The 26,012-nt window shown below is 47.7% G+C and carries 28 protein-coding genes; 16 read left to right on the top strand and 12 right to left on the bottom strand.

Annotated features, from left to right (window positions below; all coding sequences use genetic code 11):
- Positions 1 to 38: 38 nt before the first annotated feature.
- The 4 genes from AB4875_RS01960 to AB4875_RS01945 all read right to left on the bottom strand — a co-directional run bounded on the left by AB4875_RS01960 (position 39) and on the right by AB4875_RS01945 (position 4,897).
- Positions 39 to 1,787, bottom strand: a complete 1,749-nt coding sequence (locus tag AB4875_RS01960) for a Na/Pi cotransporter family protein (RefSeq protein ID WP_368374356.1) — start codon at positions 1,785 to 1,787, stop codon at positions 39 to 41.
- Positions 1,788 to 1,895: 108 nt separating this feature from the next.
- A complete protein-coding gene (locus tag AB4875_RS01955) occupies positions 1,896 to 3,344 on the bottom strand; it encodes an SLC13 family permease (RefSeq protein WP_368374355.1) in 1,449 nt (482 codons plus the stop codon).
- A 402-nt stretch (positions 3,345 to 3,746) separates the two neighbouring features.
- Positions 3,747 to 3,935, bottom strand: a complete 189-nt coding sequence (locus tag AB4875_RS01950) for a hypothetical protein (RefSeq protein WP_368374354.1) — start codon at positions 3,933 to 3,935, stop codon at positions 3,747 to 3,749.
- Positions 3,936 to 4,396: 461 nt separating this feature from the next.
- Positions 4,397 to 4,897 (bottom strand): lactoylglutathione lyase family protein, encoded by a 501-nt coding sequence (locus AB4875_RS01945; protein ID WP_368374353.1) that lies wholly within the window; start codon positions 4,895 to 4,897, stop codon positions 4,397 to 4,399.
- A gap of 93 nt (positions 4,898 to 4,990) precedes the next feature.
- Here AB4875_RS01945 and AB4875_RS01940 point away from each other — a divergent pair, with 93 nt between their 5' ends.
- Both AB4875_RS01940 and mtgA read left to right on the top strand, forming a co-directional pair.
- The gene (locus AB4875_RS01940; protein WP_368374352.1) at positions 4,991 to 5,857 is read left to right on the top strand and encodes a LysR family transcriptional regulator; all 867 of its coding nucleotides are present in this window, start codon (positions 4,991 to 4,993) and stop codon (positions 5,855 to 5,857) included.
- Between the two features lie 387 nt (positions 5,858 to 6,244).
- Positions 6,245 to 6,940, top strand: a complete 696-nt coding sequence (gene mtgA / locus AB4875_RS01935; RefSeq protein ID WP_368374351.1) for a monofunctional biosynthetic peptidoglycan transglycosylase — start codon at positions 6,245 to 6,247, stop codon at positions 6,938 to 6,940.
- A gap of 32 nt (positions 6,941 to 6,972) precedes the next feature.
- Here mtgA and AB4875_RS01930 read toward each other — a convergent pair whose 3' ends face one another.
- Together AB4875_RS01930 and AB4875_RS01925 are read right to left on the bottom strand one after the other, a co-directional pair.
- The gene (locus AB4875_RS01930; RefSeq protein WP_368374350.1) at positions 6,973 to 7,812 is read right to left on the bottom strand and encodes a redoxin domain-containing protein; all 840 of its coding nucleotides are present in this window, start codon (positions 7,810 to 7,812) and stop codon (positions 6,973 to 6,975) included.
- Between the two features lie 34 nt (positions 7,813 to 7,846).
- Positions 7,847 to 8,434: a TetR/AcrR family transcriptional regulator gene (locus tag AB4875_RS01925; protein ID WP_368374349.1), complete on the bottom strand. Its 588-nt coding sequence runs from the start codon at positions 8,432 to 8,434 to the stop codon at positions 7,847 to 7,849.
- Between the two features lie 121 nt (positions 8,435 to 8,555).
- Here AB4875_RS01925 and AB4875_RS01920 point away from each other — a divergent pair, with 121 nt between their 5' ends.
- The 5 genes from AB4875_RS01920 to AB4875_RS01900 all read left to right on the top strand — a co-directional run bounded on the left by AB4875_RS01920 (position 8,556) and on the right by AB4875_RS01900 (position 12,300).
- Positions 8,556 to 9,245, top strand: a complete 690-nt coding sequence (locus AB4875_RS01920; protein WP_368374348.1) for a DUF2959 domain-containing protein — start codon at positions 8,556 to 8,558, stop codon at positions 9,243 to 9,245.
- A gap of 108 nt (positions 9,246 to 9,353) precedes the next feature.
- Positions 9,354 to 10,184: an ATP-grasp domain-containing protein gene (locus AB4875_RS01915; RefSeq protein WP_368374347.1), complete on the top strand. Its 831-nt coding sequence runs from the start codon at positions 9,354 to 9,356 to the stop codon at positions 10,182 to 10,184.
- A 95-nt stretch (positions 10,185 to 10,279) separates the two neighbouring features.
- Positions 10,280 to 10,891: a LemA family protein gene (locus AB4875_RS01910; protein ID WP_368374346.1), complete on the top strand. Its 612-nt coding sequence runs from the start codon at positions 10,280 to 10,282 to the stop codon at positions 10,889 to 10,891.
- Complete coding sequence (locus AB4875_RS01905; RefSeq protein WP_368374345.1) at positions 10,891 to 11,625, top strand: TPM domain-containing protein; 735 nt, start codon at positions 10,891 to 10,893, stop codon at positions 11,623 to 11,625. The genes AB4875_RS01910 and AB4875_RS01905 overlap by 1 nt, the downstream gene beginning before the upstream one ends.
- A gap of 57 nt (positions 11,626 to 11,682) precedes the next feature.
- Entirely contained in the window at positions 11,683 to 12,300 is a 618-nt protein-coding gene (locus AB4875_RS01900) for a TPM domain-containing protein (RefSeq protein WP_368374344.1), read from the top strand.
- On the opposite strand, the gene AB4875_RS01895 is transcribed toward AB4875_RS01900, so the two are convergent.
- Complete coding sequence (locus AB4875_RS01895) at positions 12,297 to 12,584, bottom strand: YkgJ family cysteine cluster protein (protein WP_368374343.1); 288 nt, start codon at positions 12,582 to 12,584, stop codon at positions 12,297 to 12,299. The genes AB4875_RS01900 and AB4875_RS01895 overlap by 4 nt on opposite strands.
- Before the next feature lie 212 nt (positions 12,585 to 12,796).
- Complete coding sequence (locus tag AB4875_RS01890; protein WP_368374342.1) at positions 12,797 to 13,894, bottom strand: NADH:flavin oxidoreductase; 1,098 nt, start codon at positions 13,892 to 13,894, stop codon at positions 12,797 to 12,799.
- 117 nt (positions 13,895 to 14,011) lie between these two features.
- On the opposite strand from AB4875_RS01890, the gene AB4875_RS01885 reads away from it, so the two are divergent.
- From AB4875_RS01885 to AB4875_RS01865, 5 genes are all read left to right on the top strand, one after another.
- A complete protein-coding gene (locus AB4875_RS01885; RefSeq protein ID WP_368374341.1) occupies positions 14,012 to 14,908 on the top strand; it encodes a LysR family transcriptional regulator in 897 nt (298 codons plus the stop codon).
- Between the two features lie 77 nt (positions 14,909 to 14,985).
- Positions 14,986 to 15,822 (top strand): hypothetical protein, encoded by an 837-nt coding sequence (locus AB4875_RS01880; protein ID WP_368374340.1) that lies wholly within the window; start codon positions 14,986 to 14,988, stop codon positions 15,820 to 15,822.
- A gap of 509 nt (positions 15,823 to 16,331) precedes the next feature.
- Positions 16,332 to 16,730, top strand: coding sequence for an HPF/RaiA family ribosome-associated protein (locus AB4875_RS01875; RefSeq protein ID WP_368374339.1), 399 nt, complete (start codon positions 16,332 to 16,334; stop codon positions 16,728 to 16,730).
- Positions 16,730 to 17,404: a Bax inhibitor-1/YccA family protein gene (locus AB4875_RS01870; RefSeq protein ID WP_368374338.1), complete on the top strand. Its 675-nt coding sequence runs from the start codon at positions 16,730 to 16,732 to the stop codon at positions 17,402 to 17,404. Before AB4875_RS01875 ends, AB4875_RS01870 begins: the two co-directional genes overlap by 1 nt.
- Positions 17,405 to 17,428: 24 nt before the next feature.
- Positions 17,429 to 18,145: a tellurite resistance TerB family protein gene (locus tag AB4875_RS01865; RefSeq protein WP_368374337.1), complete on the top strand. Its 717-nt coding sequence runs from the start codon at positions 17,429 to 17,431 to the stop codon at positions 18,143 to 18,145.
- Between the two features lie 196 nt (positions 18,146 to 18,341).
- On the opposite strand, the gene AB4875_RS01860 is transcribed toward AB4875_RS01865, so the two are convergent.
- Positions 18,342 to 19,352 carry an integron integrase gene (locus AB4875_RS01860; protein WP_368374336.1) on the bottom strand — a complete coding sequence of 337 codons (1,011 nt, stop codon included), beginning with the start codon at positions 19,350 to 19,352 and terminating at the stop codon, positions 18,342 to 18,344.
- Between the two features lie 328 nt (positions 19,353 to 19,680).
- Between AB4875_RS01860 and AB4875_RS01855 the strand changes: the two genes are divergently transcribed.
- From AB4875_RS01855 to AB4875_RS01840, 4 genes are all read left to right on the top strand, one after another.
- Complete coding sequence (locus AB4875_RS01855) at positions 19,681 to 20,076, top strand: hypothetical protein (RefSeq protein ID WP_368374335.1); 396 nt, start codon at positions 19,681 to 19,683, stop codon at positions 20,074 to 20,076.
- A gap of 35 nt (positions 20,077 to 20,111) precedes the next feature.
- Complete coding sequence (locus tag AB4875_RS01850) at positions 20,112 to 20,369, top strand: hypothetical protein (protein WP_368374334.1); 258 nt, start codon at positions 20,112 to 20,114, stop codon at positions 20,367 to 20,369.
- 88 nt (positions 20,370 to 20,457) lie between these two features.
- The gene (locus AB4875_RS01845) at positions 20,458 to 20,748 is read left to right on the top strand and encodes a hypothetical protein (RefSeq protein WP_368374333.1); all 291 of its coding nucleotides are present in this window, start codon (positions 20,458 to 20,460) and stop codon (positions 20,746 to 20,748) included.
- Between the two features lie 498 nt (positions 20,749 to 21,246).
- A complete protein-coding gene (locus AB4875_RS01840) occupies positions 21,247 to 21,813 on the top strand; it encodes an isochorismatase family protein (RefSeq protein ID WP_368374332.1) in 567 nt (188 codons plus the stop codon).
- A 399-nt stretch (positions 21,814 to 22,212) separates the two neighbouring features.
- Here AB4875_RS01840 and glmS read toward each other — a convergent pair whose 3' ends face one another.
- The 3 genes from glmS to AB4875_RS01825 form a co-directional block, all read right to left on the bottom strand.
- A complete protein-coding gene (gene glmS / locus AB4875_RS01835) occupies positions 22,213 to 24,042 on the bottom strand; it encodes a glutamine--fructose-6-phosphate transaminase (isomerizing) (RefSeq protein WP_368374331.1) in 1,830 nt (609 codons plus the stop codon).
- A 33-nt stretch (positions 24,043 to 24,075) separates the two neighbouring features.
- Entirely contained in the window at positions 24,076 to 25,446 is a 1,371-nt protein-coding gene (glmU, locus tag AB4875_RS01830; RefSeq protein ID WP_368374330.1) for a bifunctional UDP-N-acetylglucosamine diphosphorylase/glucosamine-1-phosphate N-acetyltransferase GlmU, read from the bottom strand.
- 117 nt (positions 25,447 to 25,563) lie between these two features.
- On the bottom strand, positions 25,564 to 25,989 hold the full coding sequence (locus AB4875_RS01825) for a F0F1 ATP synthase subunit epsilon (protein WP_368374329.1): 426 nt from the start codon (positions 25,987 to 25,989) through the stop codon (positions 25,564 to 25,566).
- Positions 25,990 to 26,012: the final 23 nt, after the last annotated feature.

Here is a 26,012-nt window from a genome sequence, read left to right as displayed (position 1 = left end):
ATTGATTGACCTTACACACCAAAATTAGTCACAGTAACTTAATATTTTTTTGTTTCTTCAGCGCTACTTTGAAGATCTTCTCCGTCTTGCAATTCAGCGGCGTCTTGAGTGTTTTGATCTTCGCTTTCCGTTGCCGAGTTTTCGTCTTGTATTTCGATCTGGGTTTCGCCGCGAGTATCACTTTCTAGCTGCGCCAACATTTTAATCGCTTTATACCACTGCTCGTTAAGTTGCTTAATTTCGGTAATAAAGTCGATGGCATTTATCATTTGAGCTAAGGTGATCTGCCCCTTAGTGCCGGTAATCAGCAAGTTTTCCTTTAATATGTCGCGGTCGCTTTTAAGCCCATGATAGCTATTTTCTAGCTCTTCAAAGTAAAGCTCCGAATCAGATACCGGCACCGAATTAAGAAAGACGCAGGAATTATTACGGAACATTTCAATCTCTCGCTCCAACACTGTGTTGCTCAAACGACCAAGCTTGATTCGAGTTTCTAGCGCCGTCGACAGTATCGCCGCGCAAGTCATAAAATACTGGTCTACTCGCATCAAATCAGACAGTTGCTTAGTGACTTCCTCGCTTAACGAGGCGCGCTCAAGATTAACAATGAAATTAGAGACCGAGCTAGATAGCTGGTAAATGGCGTTGATCTTTTTGTCCAAATCAACATTGGAAATATTAGTGTCTAAAGTTTGCTTAGCTGCGCTACCAATGTGGCTAGCCGTGCGCTGCAATTCTAAAACCAGAGCGTTGACCGCCATCACCGGCGCGCCAGCCGTGGTTTTATCTAAATACTTAGGCTTAGACAGGGACTCCTCCACCGTCACAAAACGTTTTTCTAAGAACTGCACCAGCCTATTATTGAGTGGCATGGCTAGTAACACACCAAGGCAGTTAAAGACGGTATGGAACAAGGCCAAAGAGACACCGACATTTGGCGTCAGCTTCATTAACTCACGCATCGCTTCCACGGCGTAAAATAATACCGGCAACAAGAGTAAAGCGACAATGGCAGTGCCAATATTAAATATTACCTGAGCCGTGGCCAGTCTTTTAGCGTTTGGCGTGGCGCCAATAGCGGCCAGAACCGCCGTGGAGGTGGTACCTACATTGGCGCCAATCACCATAGCTGCCGCTGCGTAGATACCAATCATATTCGCAGAGGCTGCTGAAATAGTAATCGCAATGGCGGCGCTGGAAGACTGGGTGAGAATGGTCATCACAACGCCAATACACAAATAGCCTATGACCTCGGCGTTGCCCTCTAGGGTGATGGTGCTAAGATCGAAGTTGGCGACAATACCTTCAAACGCCTGCTGAAGTGTTGAAATACCAAGAAAGAACAGACCAAAACCAACCATTGCTCGGCCTATACCCAAGCGGGGTCCTTTGCTTTTGGCCAGCATGATAAACGCACCAATGCCGATCGCCGGAAGCGCAAAGGCATGAACATCCAGCTTAAAACCAATGATGGCAACCAGCCACGCCGTCATTGTGGTGCCAATATTAGCGCCGTAGATGATACCCAGCGCCTGGCGCATTTTGATCAGCTCGGCATTAACAAATCCCAGCGACGCCACGGTGACCGCGCTTGATGATTGGACAATAGCGGTCATTAGCATGCCAGAAAACACCCCGCGAGGCAGGGTGTTAGTCCAGTTTGCCAGCAAGCGCCGCAGGGATTGTCCGGCAGCAAGTGTCAGGCCATCGGTCATTAATTCCATAGCGACCAAAAATAGGCCAAGACCACCCAGTAATGTTGCAATAACTGTATAACTTTCTGACATGCTTGCCTCTTTATCGACACGGACCGCTAGTGTCTAGCTTAGTCGAGATACTGATGTGTCGAGCAAATACACTGACAAGGAGCGACTCCACTAGACAGGGTATTAACTTCAGCTTGGTAAAAACATCATCACAACAATAAGATAGCCTAAACCAGTGACCGCCACGATGCCGAATAGGTTCAGTAAGAGTCCTGCATGCATCATGTCTTTTATGCGCAGCTCACCACTGCCGAAAATTACTGCATTCGGCGGCGTAGCCACCGGCATCATAAAGGCACATGAGGCCGCGATCGCCGCGGGAATGACAAACAGCATAGGTGACACCGACTGCGCCACCGCCAAAGCCCCAAGCAAGGGTAGGAAGGTAGCTGTAGTGGCCGTGTTACTGGTAATTTCGGTTAAGAAAATAGTCACCGCCACTATCACCAACACCACCGCAAACATCGGCCAGGCATTTAGTAGGGAGAAATTCTGCGCCAACCACTCGGCGAGGCCCGAGCTTTTGATCATAGTCGCCAAGGCCAGTCCGCCTCCAAAAAGCAGCAATACACCCCAGGGTAATTTTTCGGCGGTTTGCCAGTCCAGCAGGGCCGTGGACTCTGTACCGCCGGATCGCACTGTAAATAACAGCAACCCTGCCGTCATCGCGATCACCGTGTCGCTCACGCCGGGTAGATAATCATTTATCAGGGGCCGGAAGACCCAGGCCGCTGCGGTAGCCAAGAAAATTAGCAGTACCCGCGCCTCAGCGCCACTTAGTGGTCCCAGCTTTTTTAATTCAGCGTCTATCAGGTCGCGACTACCCACGGTTTCCAAACCGCCAAAACCCTTGCGACACAGCCACCACCACGTGAACAACAACATGCTCAAGGCCACCGGCAGGCCGATTATCATCCACTGACCAAAGCCAATACTAATATCATGATTATCATGTAAATAAGCCGCCAGCATGGCATTTGGGGGCGTGCCAATTAAGGTAGCGATGCCCCCAATACTGGCGCTGTAAGCAATTGCTAGCAGCAGGGCCACTGAAAAACGCCGGCGTTCCCCGTCATCACCTTGGGGCAAAAATCCGATTACCGACAAGCTGATGGGTAGCATCATAATACTGGTGGCAGTATTGCTTACCCACATGCTCAAAAAAGCCGTGGCAATCATAAATCCCGCAATCTGCCGACGCGGCTGCTGACCAACAGCGAGCAAGATATTCAGGGCAATACGGCGATGTAGCTCCCAACGCTGCATGGCCAAACCCAACAAAAAGCCACCCAAGAATAAAAAGATAATGCCATTAGCATAGGCATCAGCGAGATCAGCCACCTCGGCTATACCCAACACCGGTACCAAGATCAAGGGCAGCAGCGACGTGACAGGAATGGGCACCGCCTCTGTCGCCCACCAAATTGCCATCCATAAAGCGGCACCAAGCGCCAACCAGGCCTGGTGATTCATGCCCGCCGGTGCGGGGAATAGCAATGTTAGAAGCAATAGAGCTGGGCCGATAATAAGGGCGAGTGTTGGCGGCGAGGCGGTATGTATTTTTGACTTAGTATTCATGCTGGCCTGATGTCTTTATCTGGAAAATGACGGTAGCGAGCCTGCATTATAGACCAGATGAGAATTTACCATTATGGCTAGCGAACACGGTGTAAGGTGAAAAGGTAAGGGGTGGCAGGGCCGTTTTTAACGGTCGAATATTAAGGCAGTAAAAGGTAAGTCGCTTGCGAAGTGCAGGATACCTAACTATTTAAATATTTTTCCGTATATTGGATTAGGATTTTTTTAAAAAAATATTATATAAATATTACGTTTAATAAATTCAAATTAATAGAACCAAGATATTTTAGGATATTCACTCTATTAATAGCGCTAGATCTGTATTAAGTAATCGGCTTGGCAAAAATATTTGTTTGCCGAGCCGACAAAAAATCCAGATAAATAGCTTGAGATCCCAATATTTTAACGCTGCTCACGTCGCATCTTGAGTAACCATGAACTTTGATTCTTTTCTGCGTCATAGAAGACAGCGACCGTAAAGAAGAACATCAGTAGCAGTCCAATGTGCGCGGCTAAACTTATACCAAAGTAATAGATGCTACCAATATAGAAAGCAAAGGTACCACTCCACATCATCGCCAAGATGATCATAATGTACAACCTGGAGGTTGGATCAGGAATATGCCGTAGGGGATTTTTGCTAGAGTCAAAAATATACTTATACGAGTCGTACATCCAAAGTCCGATATTTTTCATGGTCGTTACTCTTATTAGTTAACATAGTCTCTACTTCTACGGTGGACTTTTGTGTTCGGATTTATAGAGTGTAATTTATGTATGACTATTTCTTGCCGCCAAACCATGAACACCCCTCCGCCGCCGTCCTCAAAGATCCCTTTGTTGTTGTTATAACAAAGCAATTAAGCTGAAAAGCGTCACTTATTCAATTAGTTACCGTACTGAACCGTGGGGGTGTCTAGTTGCAGCCGCCGATCTAGAACTTACATACGCTCATGCAAGGCTAATATACGGGCAGCGAAATGGTGAACTATCGTCACCATAACGAGATACCGCCCACCTTTATAGACTAAATTTATCATACTATTTCTAGATCAGTAGGCACCTGCGCCATACACCAGCTCGTAGCTATGACTGTATATCTCTACAATATTGCCAAAAGGATCTTCCATATAGATCATGCGATAGGGTTTTTCACCGGGATAGTAGTAGCGCGGTTTCGACATTCTTTGTTTACCACCCGCGGCCACTATGCGTTCGGCCAGATCTTCTAAGTTTGGGTCCTGCACACAGAAGTGGAAGACACCTGTTTTCCAATACTCAAAGTTATCTTTGGGATTACTCTGATTTTTGAATTGAAAAAGCTCGACACCAATGCGGTCGCCCGTGGATAGATGGGCTATACGAAAGCTACCCCAGCCAGCCCCGAACACATCGCTGCACATTTCACCAATGGCGCTGTCGTCCTCAACTATTTCGGTGGGTTTCATAATCAAATACCAACCCATGACCTGAGTATAGAATTCGACGGCCTTGTCCAAGTCGGGTACTGAAATACCGATGTGGGAAAAATTTCTAGGGTATACATTGCTCATTTGCGATTCTCCTCCGTTGACGTTGGAGTAGCATACAAAGACCTAGCGATTACGTATAATTATCATTTATCATGAATAGGATCACATATTGTAATGATAAACGTTATTTGGCTGCGGAGTTTTTGCCAGCTCGTCGAGATAGGGCATTTCACCCGCACCGCTGAACGCCTGCACATGACTCAATCCGGCGTAAGCCAGCACATCAGTAAACTTGAGGAGCAGCTGGGCTTGGCTTTGCTCGACCGTCAAGGCAAGCAGTTCTCACTGACGGATGCAGGTGAGCGTCTCTACGCTGAGGCGCGGGTGATTATTGAGTCTTTATCGAATTTGGAGCAGCGCGTAGGTGACGACCCAGCCTATGAAGGCGAGGTAAGAGTGATGTCTCCCGGGAGCGTGGGCCTTAAGCTTTACGGCAACCTGCTGGACTTACAAGAACGTAGCAAGCTTGTTATTGATTACCGATTTGCGCCGAATGCAGATATTGAGAGCGCCATTGCCGATCGTGATATTGATATTGGCCTAATGACGAAATCCTCAATGCTGGCGGAGCTTGACTGTCAGGCTATTGCCGAAGAAGCGCTACTGTTAGTTACCCCGGCTACAGTTTCTGAGCCAAGCTGGATTGATTTAATGACCCTCGGATTTATAGATCACCCCGACGGCGCCTATCACGCCGCGTCGCTACTCGCCGCCAATTACTCTGAATTTCAACACAGTAATTTACTTACCAAGAAAGGCTTCTCAAATCAGATCAGCCTGATTCTGGAGCCCGTCTGTCGAGGCCTGGGATTCACGGTTTTGCCTGCCCATGCGGTAGCGGCCTTTCCAAGACCGGAGCTTATTAAAACCCATCGACTTTCCCGCCCGGTGAGCGAGATTATTTACCTTGCTGTTAGGCGTGATAAACCCATCGCCAAACGGGTGACCACGGTAATCAATGAAATAAAGAAATGGCTTTAAACTACGCTCATTGGCTTCGTCTTACTTCAACTGGGGCGCAGTCCGGTGTGACGTGGTGCCGACCAAGACAAGCTATCGTTTACGTAGCCAGTTGATGCAGAATCTTTCCATATAATCTTTGAGCATAATTAATAAATATGTTTTCCTATTTTTTCTAAAACAACCTTTGGACACATGCCGGTGGTACTTTGAACTAGAGCAAGCTGCTTTTACGTTAATGATTGGTAGTCGCCTCGCATAGCTTTTAACGACCTGTATTTTTATGGATCTACTTTCGCAAAATCGCGGCTACAATATGAGGTGAAAACGTCCTCATAATATTCGATAAAGCGTCCCTGCCCTTTCCCGCCGCTTAGGAGGCAAGGACACACCATAGTGGAATAGGTCATGGCCGGAAAAACAAGAATAGCGCGCTTGCTTTGGCGTACTCTATTGCTCCTGCTGGTGCTCAGCGTCGCGGTCGTGCTGCCATTTCGCTGGTTTGATCCGCCCATCAGTATGGTGATGATCGACCGCAACTGGCAGCGAGGTGGCGCTGATTTTAAGATAAAGAAACAGTGGCTGAACTGGAATGGAATTCCGCGCTATGCTGCATTGGCAGCAGTAGTGTCTGAGGATCAGAATTTTCCTAATCACTATGGCTTTGATATTAAAGCTATTAAAAAGGCTTTTGCGGAACGCGAGCGCCGGGGAAGCTTGCGCGGCGCCAGTACCATCAGCCAGCAAGTTGCTCGCAATATGTATTTGTGGACAGGTCGTAGCTGGTTTCGCAAGGGCTTAGAAGTTTGGTTCACTGCTTTGGTGGAGTTGTGCTGGCCGAAGCAACGAATTCTAGAAATCTATTTGAATATCGCCGAGTGGGGTGACGGCGTGTTTGGTTTAGAGGCCGCCAGTCGCTATTACTTTGGCATTCCCGCAGCGCAGTTATCTCCCTGGCAGTCAGCACTGCTGGCTTCTAGCTTGCCCAGCCCTATCAATTACAATCCTGCCTCGCCGGGACAGTATTTGATTGAGCGCGCCAATTGGAATCTGAGGCAACAGCGTATGTTGGGTGGCCACGCTTGGTTAGCTGCATTGAAATGACAACCGGCCACCGCGGCAGCTTCATGCCGGTATCAAATACCCGCTTGGGCAAACACTTCTAAAAAGGTTTCTGGCTCCGGTCTTACGCGATAATTATCGGTAAGATCCGCAAATAATATCTTGCCGCTAACATTCGTCATAATGACGGTGGGCAAGACGGTGTCGCTTTCATAACCCAAGACCTCCAAGCCCGCCGGTAAACCATTGAGTGCGACGATACCCAAGCGTTTAGCCATGGCATTATCTTTATCTACTAAGAAGGACATTGGCGCATCAAAGCGCTGTGCCAGCGAAGCGGTGTGGCTTTGCGGCTGCGGACTGATAAGCATTATTTCCACACCTTTAGCGGCCAGCTCCCGATACTGCCCCGCGATCTCTTTAATTTGGGCCATACACAGCGGACACCAGTTGCCGCGATAGAAAATCATCAGCATCGGCTTATTGAGTTCTTGGGTTCTAATGGCGCTGCCATCGGCGGCGATAAATTCTAAGGCCGGTAATGTTTGCCCAACGCTGAGTATTTCGTTGCTTCGGTCACCAAAACTGGAATACCACCATTCATACATGGCGCTTCCTATCACCCCAATGCTTAAAATCCAGGCTAGGGCTTCTAGTGTGGGGCTGGGGGATAGCGCCGCCCCAAGCAAGCAAAGCACTGTGACCCCAAAAATTACTTTAGTGGCCGTTTGGGTGCGAGCCACATTGCCGGTAAAAACCCAGCCAAAAAACACCAGCGGAGTGGCCATGCTGAGCAATACCCAGTACCAAGTAATACTGCTGGGATGGTTGTAAAGCTCCCATCCGCTGCGCACCGCTCCTGCAAAAAGTAGGGTCATCCATGCGGATATAAATAGTGACTTTAAACGGTTCATAGCTTGTTCCTAGATTTAATATTTAGCTGTTATGTTAGGCGGGCATCAACAGATCAAGTAGCGGGGCAATACTCTGACGCAAATGCGATTCTGCTACCCCTCGTCGGCTCTGCACGCGCAGGCCAATCATGCAGGTCATTAGCATTTTTCCGGCCTCGTCTGCGCTTATCGTCGTGTTCATTTGCTTCTGTGTCTGGGCGCGCTCGCAGGCCTTGATAAAGGCCCCCTCGACTAAGCTTAGTTTTTCTGAAGCGTAATCCCTTAAGTCAGCATCGATAGCCGAGAGTTCGTTAACGGTATTAACCAGTAAACAGCCCATTGCCATCTCGTCATGATTTAGCATAAATAGGGTTATTTCAAATACGTCACGAATGCCCTGCGCTGGATTATCTTTATTGGCCAAAATTTCAAACACTATGCCCTGCATATCACGCTGATAGTGATCGATCACTTCTTTAAATAGCCCGGCTTTATCACCGAAGGCTGCATAAAGGCTGCCGCGATTTATGTGCATAGCGTCGAGCAATAGCTGCATTGAGCTTGCGGAATAGCCCTGCAACCAGAAAACCTGCATGGCGGCATTCAGTGCCTGTTGACGGTCGAACTGTAGCGGTCTGGCCATCGTTTACTCCTAGTTTGTTCGCTACCCTAGTCGTTTTGGAATGATCGGTCAACAATCATGTCTCAGTAAAGATCACCCCATGGCCTAAGACACTGCCTTTGGGTATTTGCCGCACCACGCCATGCAAGCTACCATTAAGATCAAAATCAATAATGACCTAGGACACCCGATGCGCTTTTTGATGCTGCTAGTTGCCATAACCGCCACGATTTCAATAAGCGGCTGTGAATCCACTTATTACAATGCCATGGAGAAAGTGGGCGTGCATAAGCGCGATATATTGGTGGACAGGGTTGGTGAGGCCAAGGAATCCCAACAAGATGCTCAGAAGCAATTTAAAGATGCGCTAAGCGAGTTTCGGTCAGTGGTGAGTTTTGACGGCGGCGATTTAGAGAGTCATTACAATCGATTGAATAGTGAATTTGAAGACAGCGAAGCCGCTGCTAAGGATCTCACTAGCCGAATTGATAAGGTAGAGTCAGTGGCTGAGGCCTTGTTCGATGAGTGGCAAGACGAACTCAAGCTTTACAGCAATGACCGCCTGCGCAGCGACAGCGCCACTAAGCTCCAAGCCACCAAGCGCCAGTACGCTAGTTTGATTAAGTCTATGCGCCGCGCCGAGAAGAGTGTTGACCCGGTATTGAACGCGCTGCGCGATAATGTGCTGTATCTCAAACATAATCTCAACGCCTCGGCGATTGGCGCACTGAAGGGCGAATTGGCCGGTATCGACCGCAATGTGCAGCAATTGCTCAGCGCGATGGAGACTGCCATCAATGAATCTGACGCCTTTATTAAGCAGCTAAAATAGCGTCAGGGTTTCAAGTAAACTCCATAGCCAATAAATGCCAGTCACACGCTATTGACCGCAGCGCCTTTAAGGCTTAAAAAGGGCCACTTCAATTTGGTGTATGCAATTATGGCGTGGATATCTTTCGACATTTTTCGCACCTTGGGTTTTGGCGATACCCTGCAGCTAAAGCCCGAACAAATTTTTAATCATAAAGATGATATCAGCAGTGCCGACTGGGTTTTATTTCCTCAGTACTGGCAACTCAACGCCTTAATTTACGGGCTGAAAGCCAAAGTGTTTCCCAGCCAGGCCAGCTACCTATTGGGCCACAATAAAATTGAAATGACCCGCGCCTTTGAAGTGGTGGCACCGGCCAATATTCCCCACACTGAAATTCGCGCCAACACCCCCAGCAATGCCGACGAGTTATGGGAGCTGATGCTTCACCCCTTTGTTGCCAAACTCCCCAAGGCCACACAGGGCAGTGGTGTGTGGTTAATCCAAACTCGCAGCGATTGGAAAGCCTATTTGCAGCGCAGCGATATTTTGTATGTGCAGGAATACCTGCCCATTAATCGTGATATCCGCGTTGAGATTATTGGCGACCAAGTCATTTCTGCCTACTGGCGCTTACAATCTGATCAGGGTTTTTATAATAACGTCGCCAAGGGCGGCGTAATTGATCATAGCCCTATACCTGCCCAAGCGATTAATTTAGCACTGCATTTGGCCACCAGCCTGGACATAAATCACGCTGGCTTTGATATTGCCATGGTGGGTGATCATCCCTATGTTTTTGAATTTAATCGCCTGTTCGGCAATCAAGGCCTTGAAGGCGGCGACAAGAAAATTCGTGATGCGATTATTGACTATCTCAACCGCCAACAGCAGCCAACCCGCCCGAACTTCCCCAAAGCCCCAGCCAACAAAGACAAGCCCCTGCCACGGGTCGCGTAAGCCGCCTCTTACAGAGCTAAAGCACCTTCGCCCTCTACAGGCCGATGCCTAAGGTGTACCATAATGGCCAGATTGTTTATTGAGGCCATCATTTTATGCACGCTGCAACGTCCTTTGCTCGCCGCAACTACACCCTATTCATTTTACTATTCGCCACCTTGCTGCTGTCCGGCTGCGGTATTAACAATATTCCACGCATGGATGAAGAGGCTAAAGCTGCCTGGGCTCAAGTGGAGAACCAGTACCAGCGCCGCGCTGACCTTATCCCCAACTTAGTATCTACTGTGAAGGGTTTTGCCGCTCAGGAGCAGGAAACCCTGACAGCGGTAATTGAGGCGCGCTCCAAGGCGACGTCGATCCAGGTAGATGCCAACACCCTCGACAACCCTGAACAATTAAAGAAATTTGAAGCGGCACAGTCCCAGCTTAGCGGCGCACTCAGCCGTTTGATGATGGTGTCTGAGCGTTACCCAGACTTAAAGTCCAATCAAAATTTCTTAGCTCTGCAGTCGCAGCTAGAGGGCACTGAAAACCGAATCAGCGTCGCTCGACGCGATTTTATCCTTGCCGTTAGCCGCTACAACACCGAGATTCGTACCTTTCCCGGCAAGATTTGGCACAGCATAATGTATAGCGACCTGAAACAACGGGAGCCCTTTACGGCAACCACACCAGATGCTGAACAAGCCCCGCAGGTTACGTTTTAATGAGATATTTGCTATTACTCTGCTGTCTTATGTTCGGTCTATCGGCCTTTGCTGCCGAACCGGAGTTTCCCAAACTTAGCGGCCGGGTGGTGGATAATGCCCAGCTGCTATCCGCAGCGACGACCCAAAACCTCAATAAGCAACTTGCAGCCCAGGAGCAACGCACCGGCAATCAGCTTGTCGTCGTGACCCTCAACGATCTGCAAGGCTACGATATTGCTGACTTTGGCTTTCAGCTAGGTCGGCATTGGGGTATTGGCCAAAAGGACACCAATAACGGCGCGCTGCTGATCATAGCCAAGCAAGAACGCAAAATGCGTATTGAGGTTGGCTACGGTTTAGAAGGCAAGCTGACCGACGCCCGCAGCGCGCAAATCATCCAACAAATTCTGAGCCCTGCATTTAAAACCGGTGACTTTAATGGCGGCGTTACTCGTGCGGTTGAAGCAATGATTTCGCTTATAGATGGCAAGGCAGTGGCCGTGCCCAAAAAACAGAGCTCAAACAAGGAGTCGCCACCCGCACTAGGCTTCCTGATGTTCATCGCCATTATATTTATGATGATGGGCGGCGGTCGTGGTCGCGGCCGAAGTGGCCTACTAGGCGGTTTACTGCTGGGTTCGGCCCTGGGTCGCGGTGGTAGTGGCGGCTTCGGCGGTGGCGGTTTTGGAGGCGGAGGCTTCGGCGGCGGTGGCGGCGGTTTTGGCGGTGGAGGTGCCTCCGGCGGCTGGTAAAGCTTCACCTCATCTACTTATTCATCTCCTCCACTATTCAAATATACAGAGTGATTTATGGCTTTATTGAACCAACAGGAACAGGCGCAGGTCGCGGAGGCCATAGCCAATGTTGAGCGCATTACCGACGCGGAGTTAGTGACGGTACTCGCGCCTCAGGCAGACGACTACACCTACATTCCATTGCTTTGGGCTAGTATCTTGGCGCTACTGCTGCCGGGCGCAGTAAATTACTTCGGCCAATGGGCTGATATACATCAGCTTATTTTAAGTCAGTGGGGAGGATTTATTGCCCTGGCGATACTTTTCCGACTACCGCAAATTCAGACGCGGTTGATTCCTCGCGCGGTGCGTCACTGGCGGGCAAGTAATTTGGCAAGACGACAGTTTTTAGAACAAAACCTGCATCACACCAAGGGCGAAACCGGGATGCTAATTTTTGTCTCGGAAGCCGAGCGCTACGTTGAAATATTAGTTGATCGCGGGATATCGGCGAAAATTCCAGATGTCTTTTGGGAGACCATCGTGAATCGATTTACCGCAAGAGTTGCTCAAAATGAAACCGCGCAAGGCTTTATAGAGTGTATAGCGTCCTGCGGGGAAGAATTACAGCGGCAAATACCTGCCAGCGGAGAGAAAAATGAGTTGCCGAATCATCTGATTATTTTAGATTAACGCGGTTCGTGCTCTTCTAAACACTCATAGGAACCGGCGGCAAAATCACCGCAGATAAACGGTCTATTTTCATAAATTGTACACAACATGGTGTCGCGGTCTAGTGCCGCGCACCAGCCATCTTCCAGACGCGCCATCACCCCACCACCCCACTCATCACGCTGTATATATTTTTCGGGAACGCCAGTTTCGCTTATCAGCATCACTTCTAAACGACAGCACGAAGCGCGACAACGGTCGCAGGTCACGCTGCTGTCTTCAATTATTGTGGCCGCAATCTTCATCTAGGTAACCGCCTATTAGCGCAGATGGCGCTGCGCACCGCCAGCAAAATACCACTGCCAACAAGACCTCGCGCAAAACCATGATAGACGTGGAACACCCCGCCCGTGATCAGGACGGAGAGTATAGAAGCAAAGACACTGTAAATCAGGAAATATCTACTTCCCAAATAGTATTGCTAGCATGCTAAGGGCAAAGATACATGGGCTGTAAATTACAGTAAGCGACCAATATCATCTTGTGTAAATGGCTTGAGTTGATCTATCAAGCCGTCTCTTACCTTGTTCACCCAGTCAGGATTGGAGAGCAAGGTACGTCCAATCGCAATTAAGTCGAATTCATCATTGTTCATTTTTTCAAGTAGCTTGTCGATATTGACAACCTCCGCTCCCTCACCGCGAAACGAGCTAAGAAACTCTTGATTCAGACCAACACTACCAACGCTGATAGTCGGTTTGCCGGTAATCTTTTTTGTCCAGCCCGCTAAATTCATATCAGAGCCTTCGAACTCAGGCTCCCAGAAACGACGCTGGCTGCAGTGAAATATATCGACGCCGGCATCACTTAAGGGTTTTAAAAATTCAGCTAGCTCTTCCGGTGTATTGGTTAGGCGCGCGTCGTAATCTTGTTGCTTCCATTGCGACCAACGGAACACGATAGGGAAATCCTCACCACAGCGCTCGCGCACGGCCTTCACAATCTCGATGGCAAATTGGCTGCGCGCAGCTAAACTACCGCCGTATCTGTCGGTGCGCACATTGGTGTCCGCCCAGAAAAACTGATCTATTAGATAACCGTGAGCGCCGTGAATCTCAACGCCATCAAAGCCGATTTTTTTCGCCTCGAAAGCGGCTTCGGCATAATCGGCGACCAAACCTTCAACTTCTTCAATGGTCAGCGCCTCAAACACCTTCTTATCTTTTGACACTAGGCCTGACGGCGATGCCGACAGCGCCTCAGGAAAGGGGCCTGTACCGGGGCGGCGAACTGCACCCACATGCCAGATTTGCGGCATGATTTTACCGCCAACAGAATGCACCGCATCAACCACTTTTTTCCAGCCAGCCAAGGCCTCTTCACCAAAAAACGACGGATAGCTCGTGTTGTCGGTCGCTGCAGGATGATTAATAAGCGTGCCTTCGGTAATGATTAAGCCAACTCCGCCTTCGGCGCGCTTGCGATAGTATTCCGCAACATCATCAGTGGGAATACCGTTAGGTGAAAAGCCCCGGGTCATTGGGGCCATCACAGTACGGTTAGCAAGCTTAAGTTTGCCTATTTCGAAGGGCGTGAATAAAGCACTGGCGTTCATGTGGCTACCTCAAGAGAAGACTATTAACGCGTTCTAAAAATCGCCCCTCAGTATACTTTTATCAAAACAGAAGGCAATCAGCTAATATTACGAAATACTTTTGCGGGAATTGCAATAATGAACAAACTTAAAGCGATGTATCACCTTTGCTGTATCGCCGAGACCGGGAGTTTCAGTGCGGCTGCCAAGCTGGCAAACGCGCCGGTGTCGACCGTCTCCCGCAGTATTCAAGCGCTTGAGTCCGAGCTCGGTGCCGAGCTATTAAAGCGCAGCACTCGCCATGTGGCCCTGACTGAAATTGGCAAGATTTATCTCAATGAATCGAAAGACATACTGGCCGCTATCGATAGAGCCGAGGGTAGAGTAGGAAGCTACCAAAATGCGCCATCTGGAGTGCTGCGTATCAGCGCCCTGCCGTCCTATGCCGAATTCCGCCTGCTGCCACTCTTGGAAGAGTTTCAATCTCGTTACCCGAAAATAGTGCTTGATCTCGAGCTTTCTAATCAAGCCACTGAGCTCCATCGCGATGGCGCCGACATCGCGATTCGCGGCGGCAGTAAACCCAAAGGCAGGGTTATTGCGCAACGATTAGAAGACAATACTCATCGTCTGTGCGCATCAACATCCTACATCAATAAATTTGGTACACCACAAACCATTGCCGAGCTAAGCCATCATCGCGCTTTGCTGTATCGCAGCCCCGTGCAAGTATTACATTGGCACGTGAAGTCTCACGGAACGTGGGAGCGCATTAATATCAACACCGCGCAAATTAGCAATAGCTTACGTGTTATTCGGCAGGGTCTCTTAGCAGATCAGGGCATGGCGATGTTGCCGACCTGGAGTATTGAAGAAGAAATAGCCGATGGCCGACTGCGGTGGGTGCCTATGCAAGAAACCCTATCCATCATCGCTAGCAACCCCACCAGCAGCATCTATATGCTATATCAGCAACCGCAATACACCATTCCCAAAATAAAGGTGGCGGTCGACTATTTTAAGCAACACCTCTAATGGTACTGGCGAATCGCTTAAAACCTGACATAAGGCCTTCGTGCTAGAGTGGCTAATATAATAATTGGAGCACAGCAGTGAGTGGAGAAAGGTCATACATCGCGTCGTCTGCGTCGCGAATTTCTAGTGTAGAAATTCGCGAAAACCGCAACTTCATATTCACCGTTATTCTAGATATTCTGGTGTACACCAGCCTGTTTTGGCGAGACTACGGCATCTCTGGTCAGTTACTTGTCGCCCACTATATAAGTTTTGTCGCGATCAGCGATATTACCGGGCTATTTCTGCCAGCGGACAAACGTCACTGGTTTAATCTTTTTCGTTTCATCGGCAGTCTCTCTTTACTACTGTTGGTCGTGGCGCTGGCGAGCAAAGGTCTGGATAACGGAATGCCTGCTGTCACCTTGATCAGTATTGTTCTGCTTGGCCTGAGGCTTCTGCACAGCGGCTTGCTGCTTAAAAGATATGGCCCGCTGCTAAAGCATCTTCGTCATTATCCAGAATACGCGATGAAGTATTTTAGAAACGCCAATCGATCAAACCAAATAGCTCTGGGCTATCTTGTTATTGTAGGCGCGATGATTTTTTTTCCTCAGATCACATACTGGACCCACTATAACGCCGGCGAGAATCGTTTGGACGATATTTTAACGGGCTTTCAAGCGCAATCCGGTATTCACTTCGCGCTTAAGTTATTAGTATTTGAAACCCTCATTTTAAATCCCGCTAAAAAATGTATTGCACGAACCTTGGTCGCGACATTTTTCATTATCCAGTGGCCATTTATGCTCCCTATGTTTTACTTAGCGCCACTGCCCTTTGTTCATGCGGTTGTCGAACTCTTTGAAGTCTACTTAGCGATATTGGCTTTTAAATACTGGCGGGAATCGGGTACACGGGCTGTAACGGAATGACTGATCAGTGATTCTATTCCAGCAAGAGGTACTGATAGTATTCTGTTAATTTTTCTTAGCAAAAAGTCATCTTATTTAAAACAGAAGGTACTCGCTTAGTAAGGTCGACTATGTGATAGATGAAGATACAATCACTACCACGCCCACGCGCCTCAAGGTAGTGGCGGGCATAATAACTAACGGTATAATATAGCTCGGCAGCTTTCGCCGCAAAAGTCAGCCGTTTCAGCGTACTCTGAACTCCATTCATCAAGCATTCAAGGGACCTCCGGATTTTATCCCTACAGACGATTAATCACATCTAAGATCCGCAGCAAGGAACTGCGCTCACTAAACAAGCTCGGCTTATTCCCAAGGCAGAAACCCCCATATGCATCCATTTTAGCTTGTGTGATAACTCGGTTTTTACGACTTATTCGAACCAATAATTCGAATATACCTTATTGTTTTCTGGTTCTAGAATAACTCTTCAAACTCAAAATATTCTTACGAGGATACAGGAGAGCAAGATGAGAATTAATTTGAAGCTTCGCCATGTCTCTATTAATCAGGGCCTGGAAGAGTACGTGCGGCGGCGGATGGATTTCGCCCTGGCGACTAGATACCCACAGACACATCAAATCGATGTCACGCTGTCGGATATAAATGGCCCGCGAGGGGGTGAAGACAAACGCTGCCAAGTACGAATCATGATCGCAGGCCAGCGCGACATTGTCATAGATGATGTTCAAGACAATTGGCAAGTAGCTATCGATAAAGCAGCAAGTCGCGCCAACAGAACATTGACAAGACGTCTGGCTAAATCGCGTAGCAAAAATAATCGGCCCAGCGACCGATTCAATAATTGGCAGGATACTTCAATTGAAGCTGAATCCGAAGATTATCTATATGCAGCAGGAGAACACTAATGGACAACAAAATGATTTATGAGGCGGCTAAGACCGGTAATCCGAGCTCTACATACGCCCAGAACGCAGTGCTTAGAAACACCTATATATTGCTTTCGATGACGCTGTTATTCAGCGGCGCTGTCGCCGGTCTTTCTATGGCACTAAACCTACCACATCCCGGTCTAATTCTGACTCTGGTGGGCTACTTTGGTCTGTTGTACGCAACCTCAAAGTTCCGCAACAGCGGCTTGGGCATTGTCTGCGTATTCGCACTGACCGGCTTTATGGGTTTCACGCTCGGGCCGATACTAAATGCCTATATGAGTTTAGCAAACGGCGGTCAGATCATCATGAACGCAATGGGAGCAACCGGGCTTATCTTCCTTGGACTCTCTAGCTACGTTCTAACTACCAAGAAAGACTTCAGCTTTATGGGCGGCTTTCTGGCTGTTGGGATCCTGGTGGGCTTCCTCGCGGCGATAGGCGCTTATTTCTTTGAAATAGCGGCATTATCTTTAGCGGTATCGGCGATGTTTGTGCTGCTAATGTCTGGTCTTATTCTGTATGAAACTAGCAATATCATCAACGGCGGTGAAACCAATTACATCATGGCAACGACCACACTTTTCGTCGCAATATTTAATTTATTCACCAGTCTGCTTCACCTTATGGGTTTTATGAACGACGAATAGGCCTATTCTAGCGAGGTAATAACGATGAATTTACAGACATTACTGCAGCAATTTATGGGACCCGGTCAAGCGCAAGAGCCGACATCATTCGGCCAGGGTAGTCCCCTAGGTCAGGCTAAAGAAGGCATTGGTCAACTCGCCTCCGGTTTACCCGGAGGCCTTGCCGGCGGCGCCGCTGCCGGGGGCTTGGTCGCTCTTTTAGTGGGGAATAAAAAGGCCCGAAAATTTGCCGGCAAAGCTGCAACTGTAGGTGGCGCAGCATTACTGGGCGGAGTAGCCTACAGCGCGTTTAAGAACTGGAAACAGTCTTCTAGTCAAACACATAGCGCCCCCCAAGCACTGGCGTCTATTAGTCAAAGCAGCTTTGAAGCTACCGCAGCGATCAATGACAACTTTCAGCTAACTCTAATCAAGGCAATGATAGCGGCAGCTAGGGCAGATTCAGAGATTGATTCGAAAGAGCAAGACAAGATTTTTGATGCCGTCGATAAAATCCAGTTGGCACCAGAGATGAAAAGCCAAGTATTCGATTTATTACGCAAGCCGCCCACCATCGAGGAGCTAGTTCGAGAGACAAATACCCTTGAACAAAAAACAGAGGTTTACTTGATTTCGTGCTTCGCCATCGACGTGGACCACCCGAGTGAGCGCGAATATTTAAGTCAACTTGAACAAGCCCTCAGATTACCAGCCGGCTTAGCGCAACACCTGGAACAACAATCCGCTGTAAGTCTGGCCTAGCATCACTTCCTTCAGTCCGCGCCTAAAGCGCGGGTATTGATTCCGCAAAGCAAACAACACAATGGTGCTTTAAGAAACGGCGATATAAGCATTGGATATGTTTTAAACCGTCCGCTTTCTACCAGTTTAGGAGGCGGCCCCTAGATACTGGGTGTGTTTGGCTCTAGCGTCACAATAGCGGCCAGTCGCTGACTTTCTAATCATCAACGCGACTGCTCGAAAATAGGCGATCTGCCGGGCTCAAAACGCCTTTCCCACCGCGATTTACAACATGAGTATAAATTTCCGTTGTTGAAATGTCAGAATGCCCTAACAATTCCTGAATAGTGCGCAGATCATAACCCGCTTCCAAAAGGTGTGTTGCAAAACTATGCCTAAAGCTGTGGGCCCGCGCAGGCTTCCTGATTGCCGCTGCCCGTATAGCATGGCGAATATGTCTTCCTAGCGCTGTCGGGTGCAAGTGATGCCGTCTAAAAACACCTGATCGCGGGTCTTTGCCAATGCGACTAGCGGGGAATAAGTATTGCCAAGCAATTTCCTTCGCTGCGCCAGGAGATTTTCGATCTAAGGCGTTTGGTAAATACACCTCACCAAAACCATCTGCCAAATCTTGCTCGTGCAGTAACTCGACCCGTGCAATCTGGCGCTTCAGCTCCGGTATCAATTGCTGCGGTAACATGGTGGATCGATCTTTATCGCCTTTACCTGAGCGCACGATAATGTTGTTGCTACTAAAATCGATATCTTTGATGCGAAGCGCCAATAACTCAGCACTTCGTAAGCCACTTCCATAAAGTAACGCCACCATTAATCTTTGGGGGCCGCGAAGCTGAACTAGAATTGATTCTATTTCGCCACGGCTATAGACCACCGGCAATCGCCTTGAAGCGCGTGCTTGCGTATATGCCAAGTCCTCTAAGGCTAATCCGAAAAATCGCCTGTATAGATATATCAGTGCATTCAGTGCTACTTTCTGCGTCGCCACTGCGCAATGGCGATTTATTGCCAAATGATTTAAAAACGCTTCGATATGCCGCGCACCAAGGTCTTTGGGGTGCTGTTTGTTATGGAAATAAATGAAGTGCTTGACCCAATAAACATAGGTTTGCTCGGTGCGGTAAGACAGCCCTACGCTCCGAATATGGTACCGTAATTGGTCAATAAAACGCGCTGGGCGTTCTGGTATGTGGTGCCTGATGTCATCCATAACAAAGCTCTAAACCACTGATCATATATACAGTAGTTAGAAATATCAAAGCTGTCAAACCCATATTCAACAGCATTGCGCTCACTAATCCCGATATGGTTCTCTTAAGTAATTGATTTTTATTTAGAAGTGATTATGATCAGAGCCAAGGGATTCCACATCAAATGCAGGATGCACGCAAATGAAAAAATCATTTCAGACTTACTATCGCCCTGATTCAAATAGAATTATCCTGCTTAATCATCTCAAGGCTTAGACTCGCCATGTACACGAGTTATAAAGCGCAACGCATTTGAATTCACTGTTAGCAGTACACATCGAGAAGAAAATGAATAATCAAACAGATGAATTTTCTCAAGAAATTTACGAGACTTTAATGATACCGTTTTGGCTAGACGCATCTGTTGGTATCGTTTACGTTTTTACGATTGCGTTAATAATATATGTTTCTCACCGATTAGCATTTCGAAAATATGTTGGCGGCGTCGGTATGCTCGTATGTGTCTATCTGTCGATTTTAGCCGCTATTGTCCCGGTAGTTTTTCCTTTGTCAGGAGAAATGGTAGATTTAAGAGATTACGTGGTTCTTGAAGTAAGTCAATTGGCCTCGGGTATTTTCGGCTTGTTCGCAGTTGTTAATTTGTTAAGATTTGTGCTACATATCACTGCTAACAAGCAGCGCAACTCTGACTCCGGCGCTGTTGCACCTTCGCAGGTTCGCTGAGCGTTATATTTTTCCGTATGAGTGAAGAGTACGCAATGACAGAGTTTGAATACCCTGAAGAGTCAGAGGGCTTCAAAGAAATAGATAGATTCTACTCAGAGAGTAGAAGCACTATTGCTATCGTAGGTAAGAAGCCAGATGGCACATTTACTTATGCTTTGTACCAGTGGGATTTAACGGATGCTGAGTATGTCGGTGGTGGTTATTGGTCTTGTTGTGATCTCGGTGGCATGTACGGAGAATATAATTCGGCACAAAAAGAGGCCAAGCAGGCAATATCGTGCCACAAATAAAATATAACAAGCAAAGGCACAATCGCCCGCAAAAAGCGCGGGCTGGACGCCCACTACGTTCGCGCTTGTGCTTTGGGCGTTATAAATCATGAGTAGCACGTCGAAATTTTATGGATCGCTAGCGGTATTCGGTGCCGCATTGTCTGTACTGGATGTTCGTATCGCACTCGCATATGGCGTCACTGGTCTTCTGTCCCTGGTATTTGTGCAGGTTAGCGCAATGCTTAATGCAGGCAGTTACACATCATTTATAGCGAGCACGTTCACAGAGAAGATTGAAGGCAGTAGGCGCTTTTACGCGGTATCCGGTCTGGCAATGATAGTGGGCGCGTTTATCGGCATCTTTATCAGGTTTGCGTGGATACAAAATGCCTTATAACAAGCGGCAGCAGTCGCCGCGCAAAAATCCGCGAGGCTGGGACGGTTTACCCGCCGCTTCGCTTTGGGGAAACCGCTCCTGTGCCGGGCGTTATGTGTATTAAGGGTGATTATGCAGTTTAAAGAATTGGGTATTTCGAACAGCTTACTATGGTTCTTAATATCAATTTTTTTGTTCTTTTGGCTTGGTCATCAACTCATTGGCGTGGCAACAGATTTAGAAATACTCAACTTGAGAACAACTGATTTAATTTCTTTTCATAGTAGGCCTATATGGTTTTCAATAATTGTTTTAATCAAAGCGTTGGTTTGGCTTCTATCAATTACGGTAATTTATAAGTATGTTCTTACGAAGCTTAAAACTAAAAACACATAACCAGTGCATCTTGCCGGACTTGGGTAAACTGTCACCTTCTTTGCGCTGCGCGGCAAATAAGCCGCCAGTTCACCCAAGCCGCAAATGCAGGCGTTATGCAATCAACCAAACGGAGAAATACCAATGAATTTCAACATCGACGACACCGCTTTCATTTTAATCGACCATCAAGTTGGCACCAACACTTGGGCCGCAACAACGCCCCTGGAACTGCTTCAACGCAATGTTCTTATTCTTGCAAAATTTGCTAAAGGAACAGACATTCCTGTCGTCCTAACCTCAAGCCAAGAAGATAACGTTGATGTACAGGGACCACTTATGCCTGAACTGCAAAATGCGGTTCCTGATGCATTTGAAAAACGAATCAAACGTCATGGTGTTGTCAATGCTTGGGATGACCCTGCATTTGCTGCGGCGTGTCGCGCTACAGGAAAAAAGAATTTTGTAATGGCTGGTGTTACAACAGATGTTTGTATGGTCGCCCCTGCGATTAGTGCTGTTAAAGAAGGCTTTATCGTCAAAGTAGTATGTGATGCATGTGGTTCAACCAATCAGATTGCTGAAGAAATGTCTTGGCGTCGAATGGAAGCAGGTGGCGTTCATTTAACTAGCACGAATGCCATTGTTGCGGAATTAGTTGGAAACTGGGCTTCACCTGCTGGAGCTGTTGCATTTCCATTATTAACGTAAACTGGCATAACAAGAAACTCCAACGGATCGCTAACGCGCCCGCTGAGTTAAGCGTTAGGTAGCTATCAAAGCACAGCGGGGGTCAAGTCTTTGATTTATGATTTACGCACACTTGACGGATTTTAAGCACTGTAGATCCGTACGCTTATTACCAATACCTGTCTTCAGTTTCGCTCTAAATACCGCTTTACAAAACCGTGGCCAGTTTTACCTGCCTTCTATACACATACGTGTAGTAAAAATCTCGGATTTGAAATTCTTTATATGATTAACCATGCCTTGAAGCTGAGCTCCTAAATATAGGACCGCCTATATTGTTACTAAATGGCAATCTGACAGTTTATATTGCCAATGGACAGTCCATATTGTTCTTTATCAATTTCTGTTGATCACCACCCGCTACTCTACAGTAACTGATTTAGCTAAATTTCTCGGCTGATCAACATCAGTGCCTTTAAGTATGGCAACGTGATACGACAGTAGCTGGAGCGGTACGGTATATATAATCGGAGCGATAACATCACTAGAGTGCGGTAGCTCGATAATATTCATGCCCTTAGCCGCTTTAAATCCGGCGGCTTTGTCGCTGAAGACAAATAGCTGCCCGCCACGCGCCTGCACTTCTTCGATATTTGATTTTAATTTCTCTAATAACAGGTCATTCGGCGCAACGGCAACAACAGGCATATCCGCATCTACCAGTGCCAAAGGCCCATGCTTAAGCTCGCCCGCCGGGTAACTCTCAGCGTGAATATATGATATTTCTTTTAGTTTTAAGGCGCCCTCCATTGCAACTGGCCACTGGGCGCCACGACCAAGAAATAAGGCGTGATGTTTATCGGCAAAGGCATTCGCCATTTCTTTTATATCTAAATTTAATGCCAAGGTTTCAGTCAATAAATCAGGAAGCGAATTTAAGGCGCTAACAATCTCTTCTTCTTGAGCTTCGCTAATATCGTGGTGCCGACCCAATGCCACAGTTAAAAATAATAGCGCAACTAACTGGGTAGTAAACGCCTTAGTGGATGCAACGCCAATTTCCGGCCCCGCTTCAGTCATTAGATATAAGTCGGACTCTCGTACTAGTGAACTTTGAGCGACATTGCAGACCGCGAGTGATGCAGAATAACCCAGGGTTTTTGCCAGCTTTAATGCGGCAAGGGTATCTGCGGTTTCACCAGACTGGGAGATAGTCACAAAGAGAGTATTATCTTGAACTTTAAATTTCCTATAGCGGAATTCACTGGCAACTTCTACTCGGCAAGGAACACCTGCCAGTCCTTCTATCCAGTATTTGGCGACCATTCCGGCGTGATAGCTAGTGCCACAGGCCACTATTTGGACAGAGGAAATTTTTTCAAGAATCGGCGCAGCGCGCGAACCCATTGCCTCCATTAGAATCTTTTTACTACCTAATCTTCCCGCCAAAGACCGGCGGATTACCGATGGCTGCTCGTAAATTTCTTTCAACATAAAATGCCGATAATTGCCTTTATCAGCTGAGTCGGCAGCGGTATCTATTTGAGTTATTTCTCGAGAGACCTGCTCAAATTCCGAGTTATAAATAGTATATTCGTCAGGTGTGATTTCTGCGATATCACCTTCTTCTAAATATACAAAACGATCGGTAACTTGTCTTAGGGCCAATTGATCTGATGCGATAAAATTTTCACCAATACCAATTCCAATTACTAGGGGGCTACCTTTGCGAGCGCATAATATTCTTTCCGGCTCTGCGCTATTAATGAGCGCCAATCCATAAGCGCCATGTAAATCAGCAATGGTTAGTTTAAGCGCGGCCATCATATTTTTCTGATCTTTGTAATAATGATGGATTAGGTGAACGATAGTTTCGGTGTCAGTTTGAGAAAGAAATACGTAGCCCAACTTCTCTAAACGAAGGCGTAGCTCTGCGTGGTTTTCTATAATACCGTTATGAACAAGGGCGATATCACCAGATAGATGGGGATGCGCATTTATCTCCGAGGGCTGGCCGTGGGTGGCCCATCGCGTATGGGCAATACCGACCCGTCCCTGCAACGGGCTAGCAAGGAGTTCCTCGGACAGTATTTGAACTTTACCGACCCGTTTACGATTTTGTATGTCACCTGATGGATCGATAATTGCCATACCGGCAGAATCGTAGCCACGATATTCTAGGCGGCGCAAACCTTCCAATAATATGCCGGAAACTTCGCGCTGTGCTACCGCACCCACAATGCCACACATAGATACTATCCTTATAAATAATGTTGTTACAGATTAATCCTGAGGCTTTTTAACGGGACGCTTCCATGAACTAATGTTTCTTTGTTTAGCGCGAGCAACGGCTAATTCGCCTTCAGCAATATTTCCGGTGATCGTTGAGCCAGCGCCAACCGTCGCGCCCTTGCCCACTGCAACAGGTGCTACTAGCGCGGTATTCGAGCCAATAAAAACGCCGTCCGCTATTTGAGTCTTAAATTTATTAACGCCATCATAGTTGCACGTTATAGTGCCAGCGCCAATATTTACATCACGTCCTATTTCGGCGTCGCCGATATAACTTAAATGGCTGACTTTACTATCTATCCCGATATTCGCCTTCTTGGTTTCCACAAAATTACCAATTTTTACGCCTCTGGCTAACACTGTGCCGGGGCGCAAACGAGCAAAGGGGCCAATAGTGCATGACTCCGCCAAGACAGCGCCTTCAATAACCGAATTGGATTTTACTTCGCAATGACGTGATACTTTGGAATTGATAATATGACAATTCGGGCCTATTCGTACGCCGTCGCCTAGGGAGACCTCGCCTTCAAATACGCAATTGACGTCTATATAAACGTCTTCTCCCGTTTGTAAGACACCGCGAATGTCGATACGGGTGGCATCAGCAAGGGTTGCGCCACTAGCCATAAGTGCAATAGCTGCCTGCTGCTGATAGAAGCGCTCTAGCTGCTGTAATTGCAACCTATTATTGGCACCCTGAACTTCCATGGGGTGGCTAGCGTGACAAACGTCTATGGGGATATTGTCCGCCACGGCCATGGCGACGATATCCGTTAGATAATATTCACCTTGGGCATTGTTTGATTTAAGTAGAGGCAGCCAACGCTTAAGGTTGCTCGCTGAGGTTGCCATAATACCGGTGTTGACTTCGTTCACCGCTAACTGCTGAGCGCTGGCATCTTTCTGTTCAACAATCGCAACAACTTGGTCTTCTGAATCTCGAATGATGCGGCCGTAACCGTTTGGGTCCGCCAACTTTACCGTCAGTAGAGACAGGGCATTAGCGGCCTTATCGTCTAATAGAGTGCTTAGGGTTTCTGCCGATATTAATGGTACATCGCCGTAGAGAATAATAACTTGTGCGTCATTTTCGATGGCTGGGAGCGCTTGTGCAACGGCGTGACCGGTGCCTTTTTGTTCTGCTTGTAGCGACCACTTCACTGTGTGGTTGGCAATGTTCTCTTTAACGATATCTGCGCCGTGACCAATCACAATATGTGTATTATCCGCGCCGATCTGCGCTGCCACCTCAAGCACGTGCATAAGCATACTTTTGCCGGCAATTTTATGCAGGACTTTAGGTAGTTTGGAGCGCATACGACTTCCCTGGCCTGCGGCCAGAATCACTACGTCTAATGTCATTATTAAACCCTTGGCGGTGATACGTATTTTAGTAATCGGGACACTGTGACGGGAGATAGTAACGGAAACAAAAAAGGGCGGCCAGAGCCGCCCTTTTCTTACATACGGAAAACCGTACTATTTACTCAGTGACTTACGAATTTGCTGTAAGGTCCGGAGCTGAGCCGATGCCGCTGCCAATTGAGCAGCAGCGCGTGAGTAGTCGATATCCCCACTCTGATCTAGCATCGCTTGTTGTGCATGTTTCTGAGCTTCCATTGCTGCTGCCTCGTCGAGGTCACCAGCACGGATAGCAGTATCTGCAAGAATACTCACCACATTGGGCTGTACTTCCAGAAATCCGCCAGAGACGTAGAAAATAATCTCTTCGCCGTTATCTTGAACGATACGTATTGGACCGGGCTCCAAGGACGTTAGCAACGGCGCGTGACCATAGGTCACACCCAGGTCACCCTGAGTACCGTTGGCAACAATCAGCTTGGCACGACCAGAGAACAACTCTGCTTCTGCACTCACGATGTCACAATGAATAGTCATAGCCATATTTATAGCCTCTTAGGCATAAA

Origin of the sequence: Zhongshania sp. R06B22, from assembly GCF_040892595.1 — a bacterium.
GTDB lineage: Bacteria > Pseudomonadota > Gammaproteobacteria > Pseudomonadales > Spongiibacteraceae > Spongiibacter > Spongiibacter arctica.
Note: the sequence above shows the minus strand (reverse complement) of the source record. Positions and strands in the feature narration are given on the sequence as shown.

Bases quoted from the DNA above. Each gene is read 5' to 3' on its own strand.
- glmU (WP_368374330.1), bottom strand. From the start codon at position 25,446: ATGACATTAGACGTAGTGATTCTGGCCGCAGGCCAGGGAAGTCGTATG.
- AB4875_RS01865 (WP_368374337.1), top strand. From the start codon at position 17,429: ATGAATTTACAGACATTACTGCAGCAATTTATGGGACCCGGTCAAGCG.
- mtgA (WP_368374351.1), top strand. From the start codon at position 6,245: ATGGCCGGAAAAACAAGAATAGCGCGCTTGCTTTGGCGTACTCTATTG.
- AB4875_RS01955 (WP_368374355.1), bottom strand. From the start codon at position 3,344: ATGAATACTAAGTCAAAAATACATACCGCCTCGCCGCCAACACTCGCC.
- AB4875_RS01960 (WP_368374356.1), bottom strand. From the start codon at position 1,787: ATGTCAGAAAGTTATACAGTTATTGCAACATTACTGGGTGGTCTTGGC.
- AB4875_RS01870 (WP_368374338.1), top strand. From the start codon at position 16,730: ATGGACAACAAAATGATTTATGAGGCGGCTAAGACCGGTAATCCGAGC.
- AB4875_RS01840 (WP_368374332.1), top strand. From the start codon at position 21,247: ATGAATTTCAACATCGACGACACCGCTTTCATTTTAATCGACCATCAA.
- AB4875_RS01855 (WP_368374335.1), top strand. From the start codon at position 19,681: ATGAATAATCAAACAGATGAATTTTCTCAAGAAATTTACGAGACTTTA.
- AB4875_RS01910 (WP_368374346.1), top strand. From the start codon at position 10,280: ATGCACGCTGCAACGTCCTTTGCTCGCCGCAACTACACCCTATTCATT.
- AB4875_RS01915 (WP_368374347.1), top strand. From the start codon at position 9,354: ATGGCGTGGATATCTTTCGACATTTTTCGCACCTTGGGTTTTGGCGAT.
- AB4875_RS01850 (WP_368374334.1), top strand. From the start codon at position 20,112: ATGACAGAGTTTGAATACCCTGAAGAGTCAGAGGGCTTCAAAGAAATA.
- AB4875_RS01900 (WP_368374344.1), top strand. From the start codon at position 11,683: ATGGCTTTATTGAACCAACAGGAACAGGCGCAGGTCGCGGAGGCCATA.
- AB4875_RS01945 (WP_368374353.1), bottom strand. From the start codon at position 4,897: ATGAGCAATGTATACCCTAGAAATTTTTCCCACATCGGTATTTCAGTA.
- AB4875_RS01885 (WP_368374341.1), top strand. From the start codon at position 14,012: ATGAACAAACTTAAAGCGATGTATCACCTTTGCTGTATCGCCGAGACC.
- AB4875_RS01845 (WP_368374333.1), top strand. From the start codon at position 20,458: ATGAGTAGCACGTCGAAATTTTATGGATCGCTAGCGGTATTCGGTGCC.
- AB4875_RS01925 (WP_368374349.1), bottom strand. From the start codon at position 8,434: ATGGCCAGACCGCTACAGTTCGACCGTCAACAGGCACTGAATGCCGCC.
- AB4875_RS01920 (WP_368374348.1), top strand. From the start codon at position 8,556: ATGCAAGCTACCATTAAGATCAAAATCAATAATGACCTAGGACACCCG.
- AB4875_RS01890 (WP_368374342.1), bottom strand. From the start codon at position 13,894: ATGAACGCCAGTGCTTTATTCACGCCCTTCGAAATAGGCAAACTTAAG.
- AB4875_RS01860 (WP_368374336.1), bottom strand. From the start codon at position 19,352: ATGGATGACATCAGGCACCACATACCAGAACGCCCAGCGCGTTTTATT.
- AB4875_RS01940 (WP_368374352.1), top strand. From the start codon at position 4,991: ATGATAAACGTTATTTGGCTGCGGAGTTTTTGCCAGCTCGTCGAGATA.
- AB4875_RS01825 (WP_368374329.1), bottom strand. From the start codon at position 25,989: ATGGCTATGACTATTCATTGTGACATCGTGAGTGCAGAAGCAGAGTTG.
- AB4875_RS01950 (WP_368374354.1), bottom strand. From the start codon at position 3,935: ATGATCATCTTGGCGATGATGTGGAGTGGTACCTTTGCTTTCTATATT.
- AB4875_RS01930 (WP_368374350.1), bottom strand. From the start codon at position 7,812: ATGAACCGTTTAAAGTCACTATTTATATCCGCATGGATGACCCTACTT.
- AB4875_RS01905 (WP_368374345.1), top strand. From the start codon at position 10,891: ATGAGATATTTGCTATTACTCTGCTGTCTTATGTTCGGTCTATCGGCC.
- AB4875_RS01875 (WP_368374339.1), top strand. From the start codon at position 16,332: ATGAGAATTAATTTGAAGCTTCGCCATGTCTCTATTAATCAGGGCCTG.
- glmS (WP_368374331.1), bottom strand. From the start codon at position 24,042: ATGTGTGGCATTGTGGGTGCGGTAGCACAGCGCGAAGTTTCCGGCATA.
- AB4875_RS01895 (WP_368374343.1), bottom strand. From the start codon at position 12,584: ATGAAGATTGCGGCCACAATAATTGAAGACAGCAGCGTGACCTGCGAC.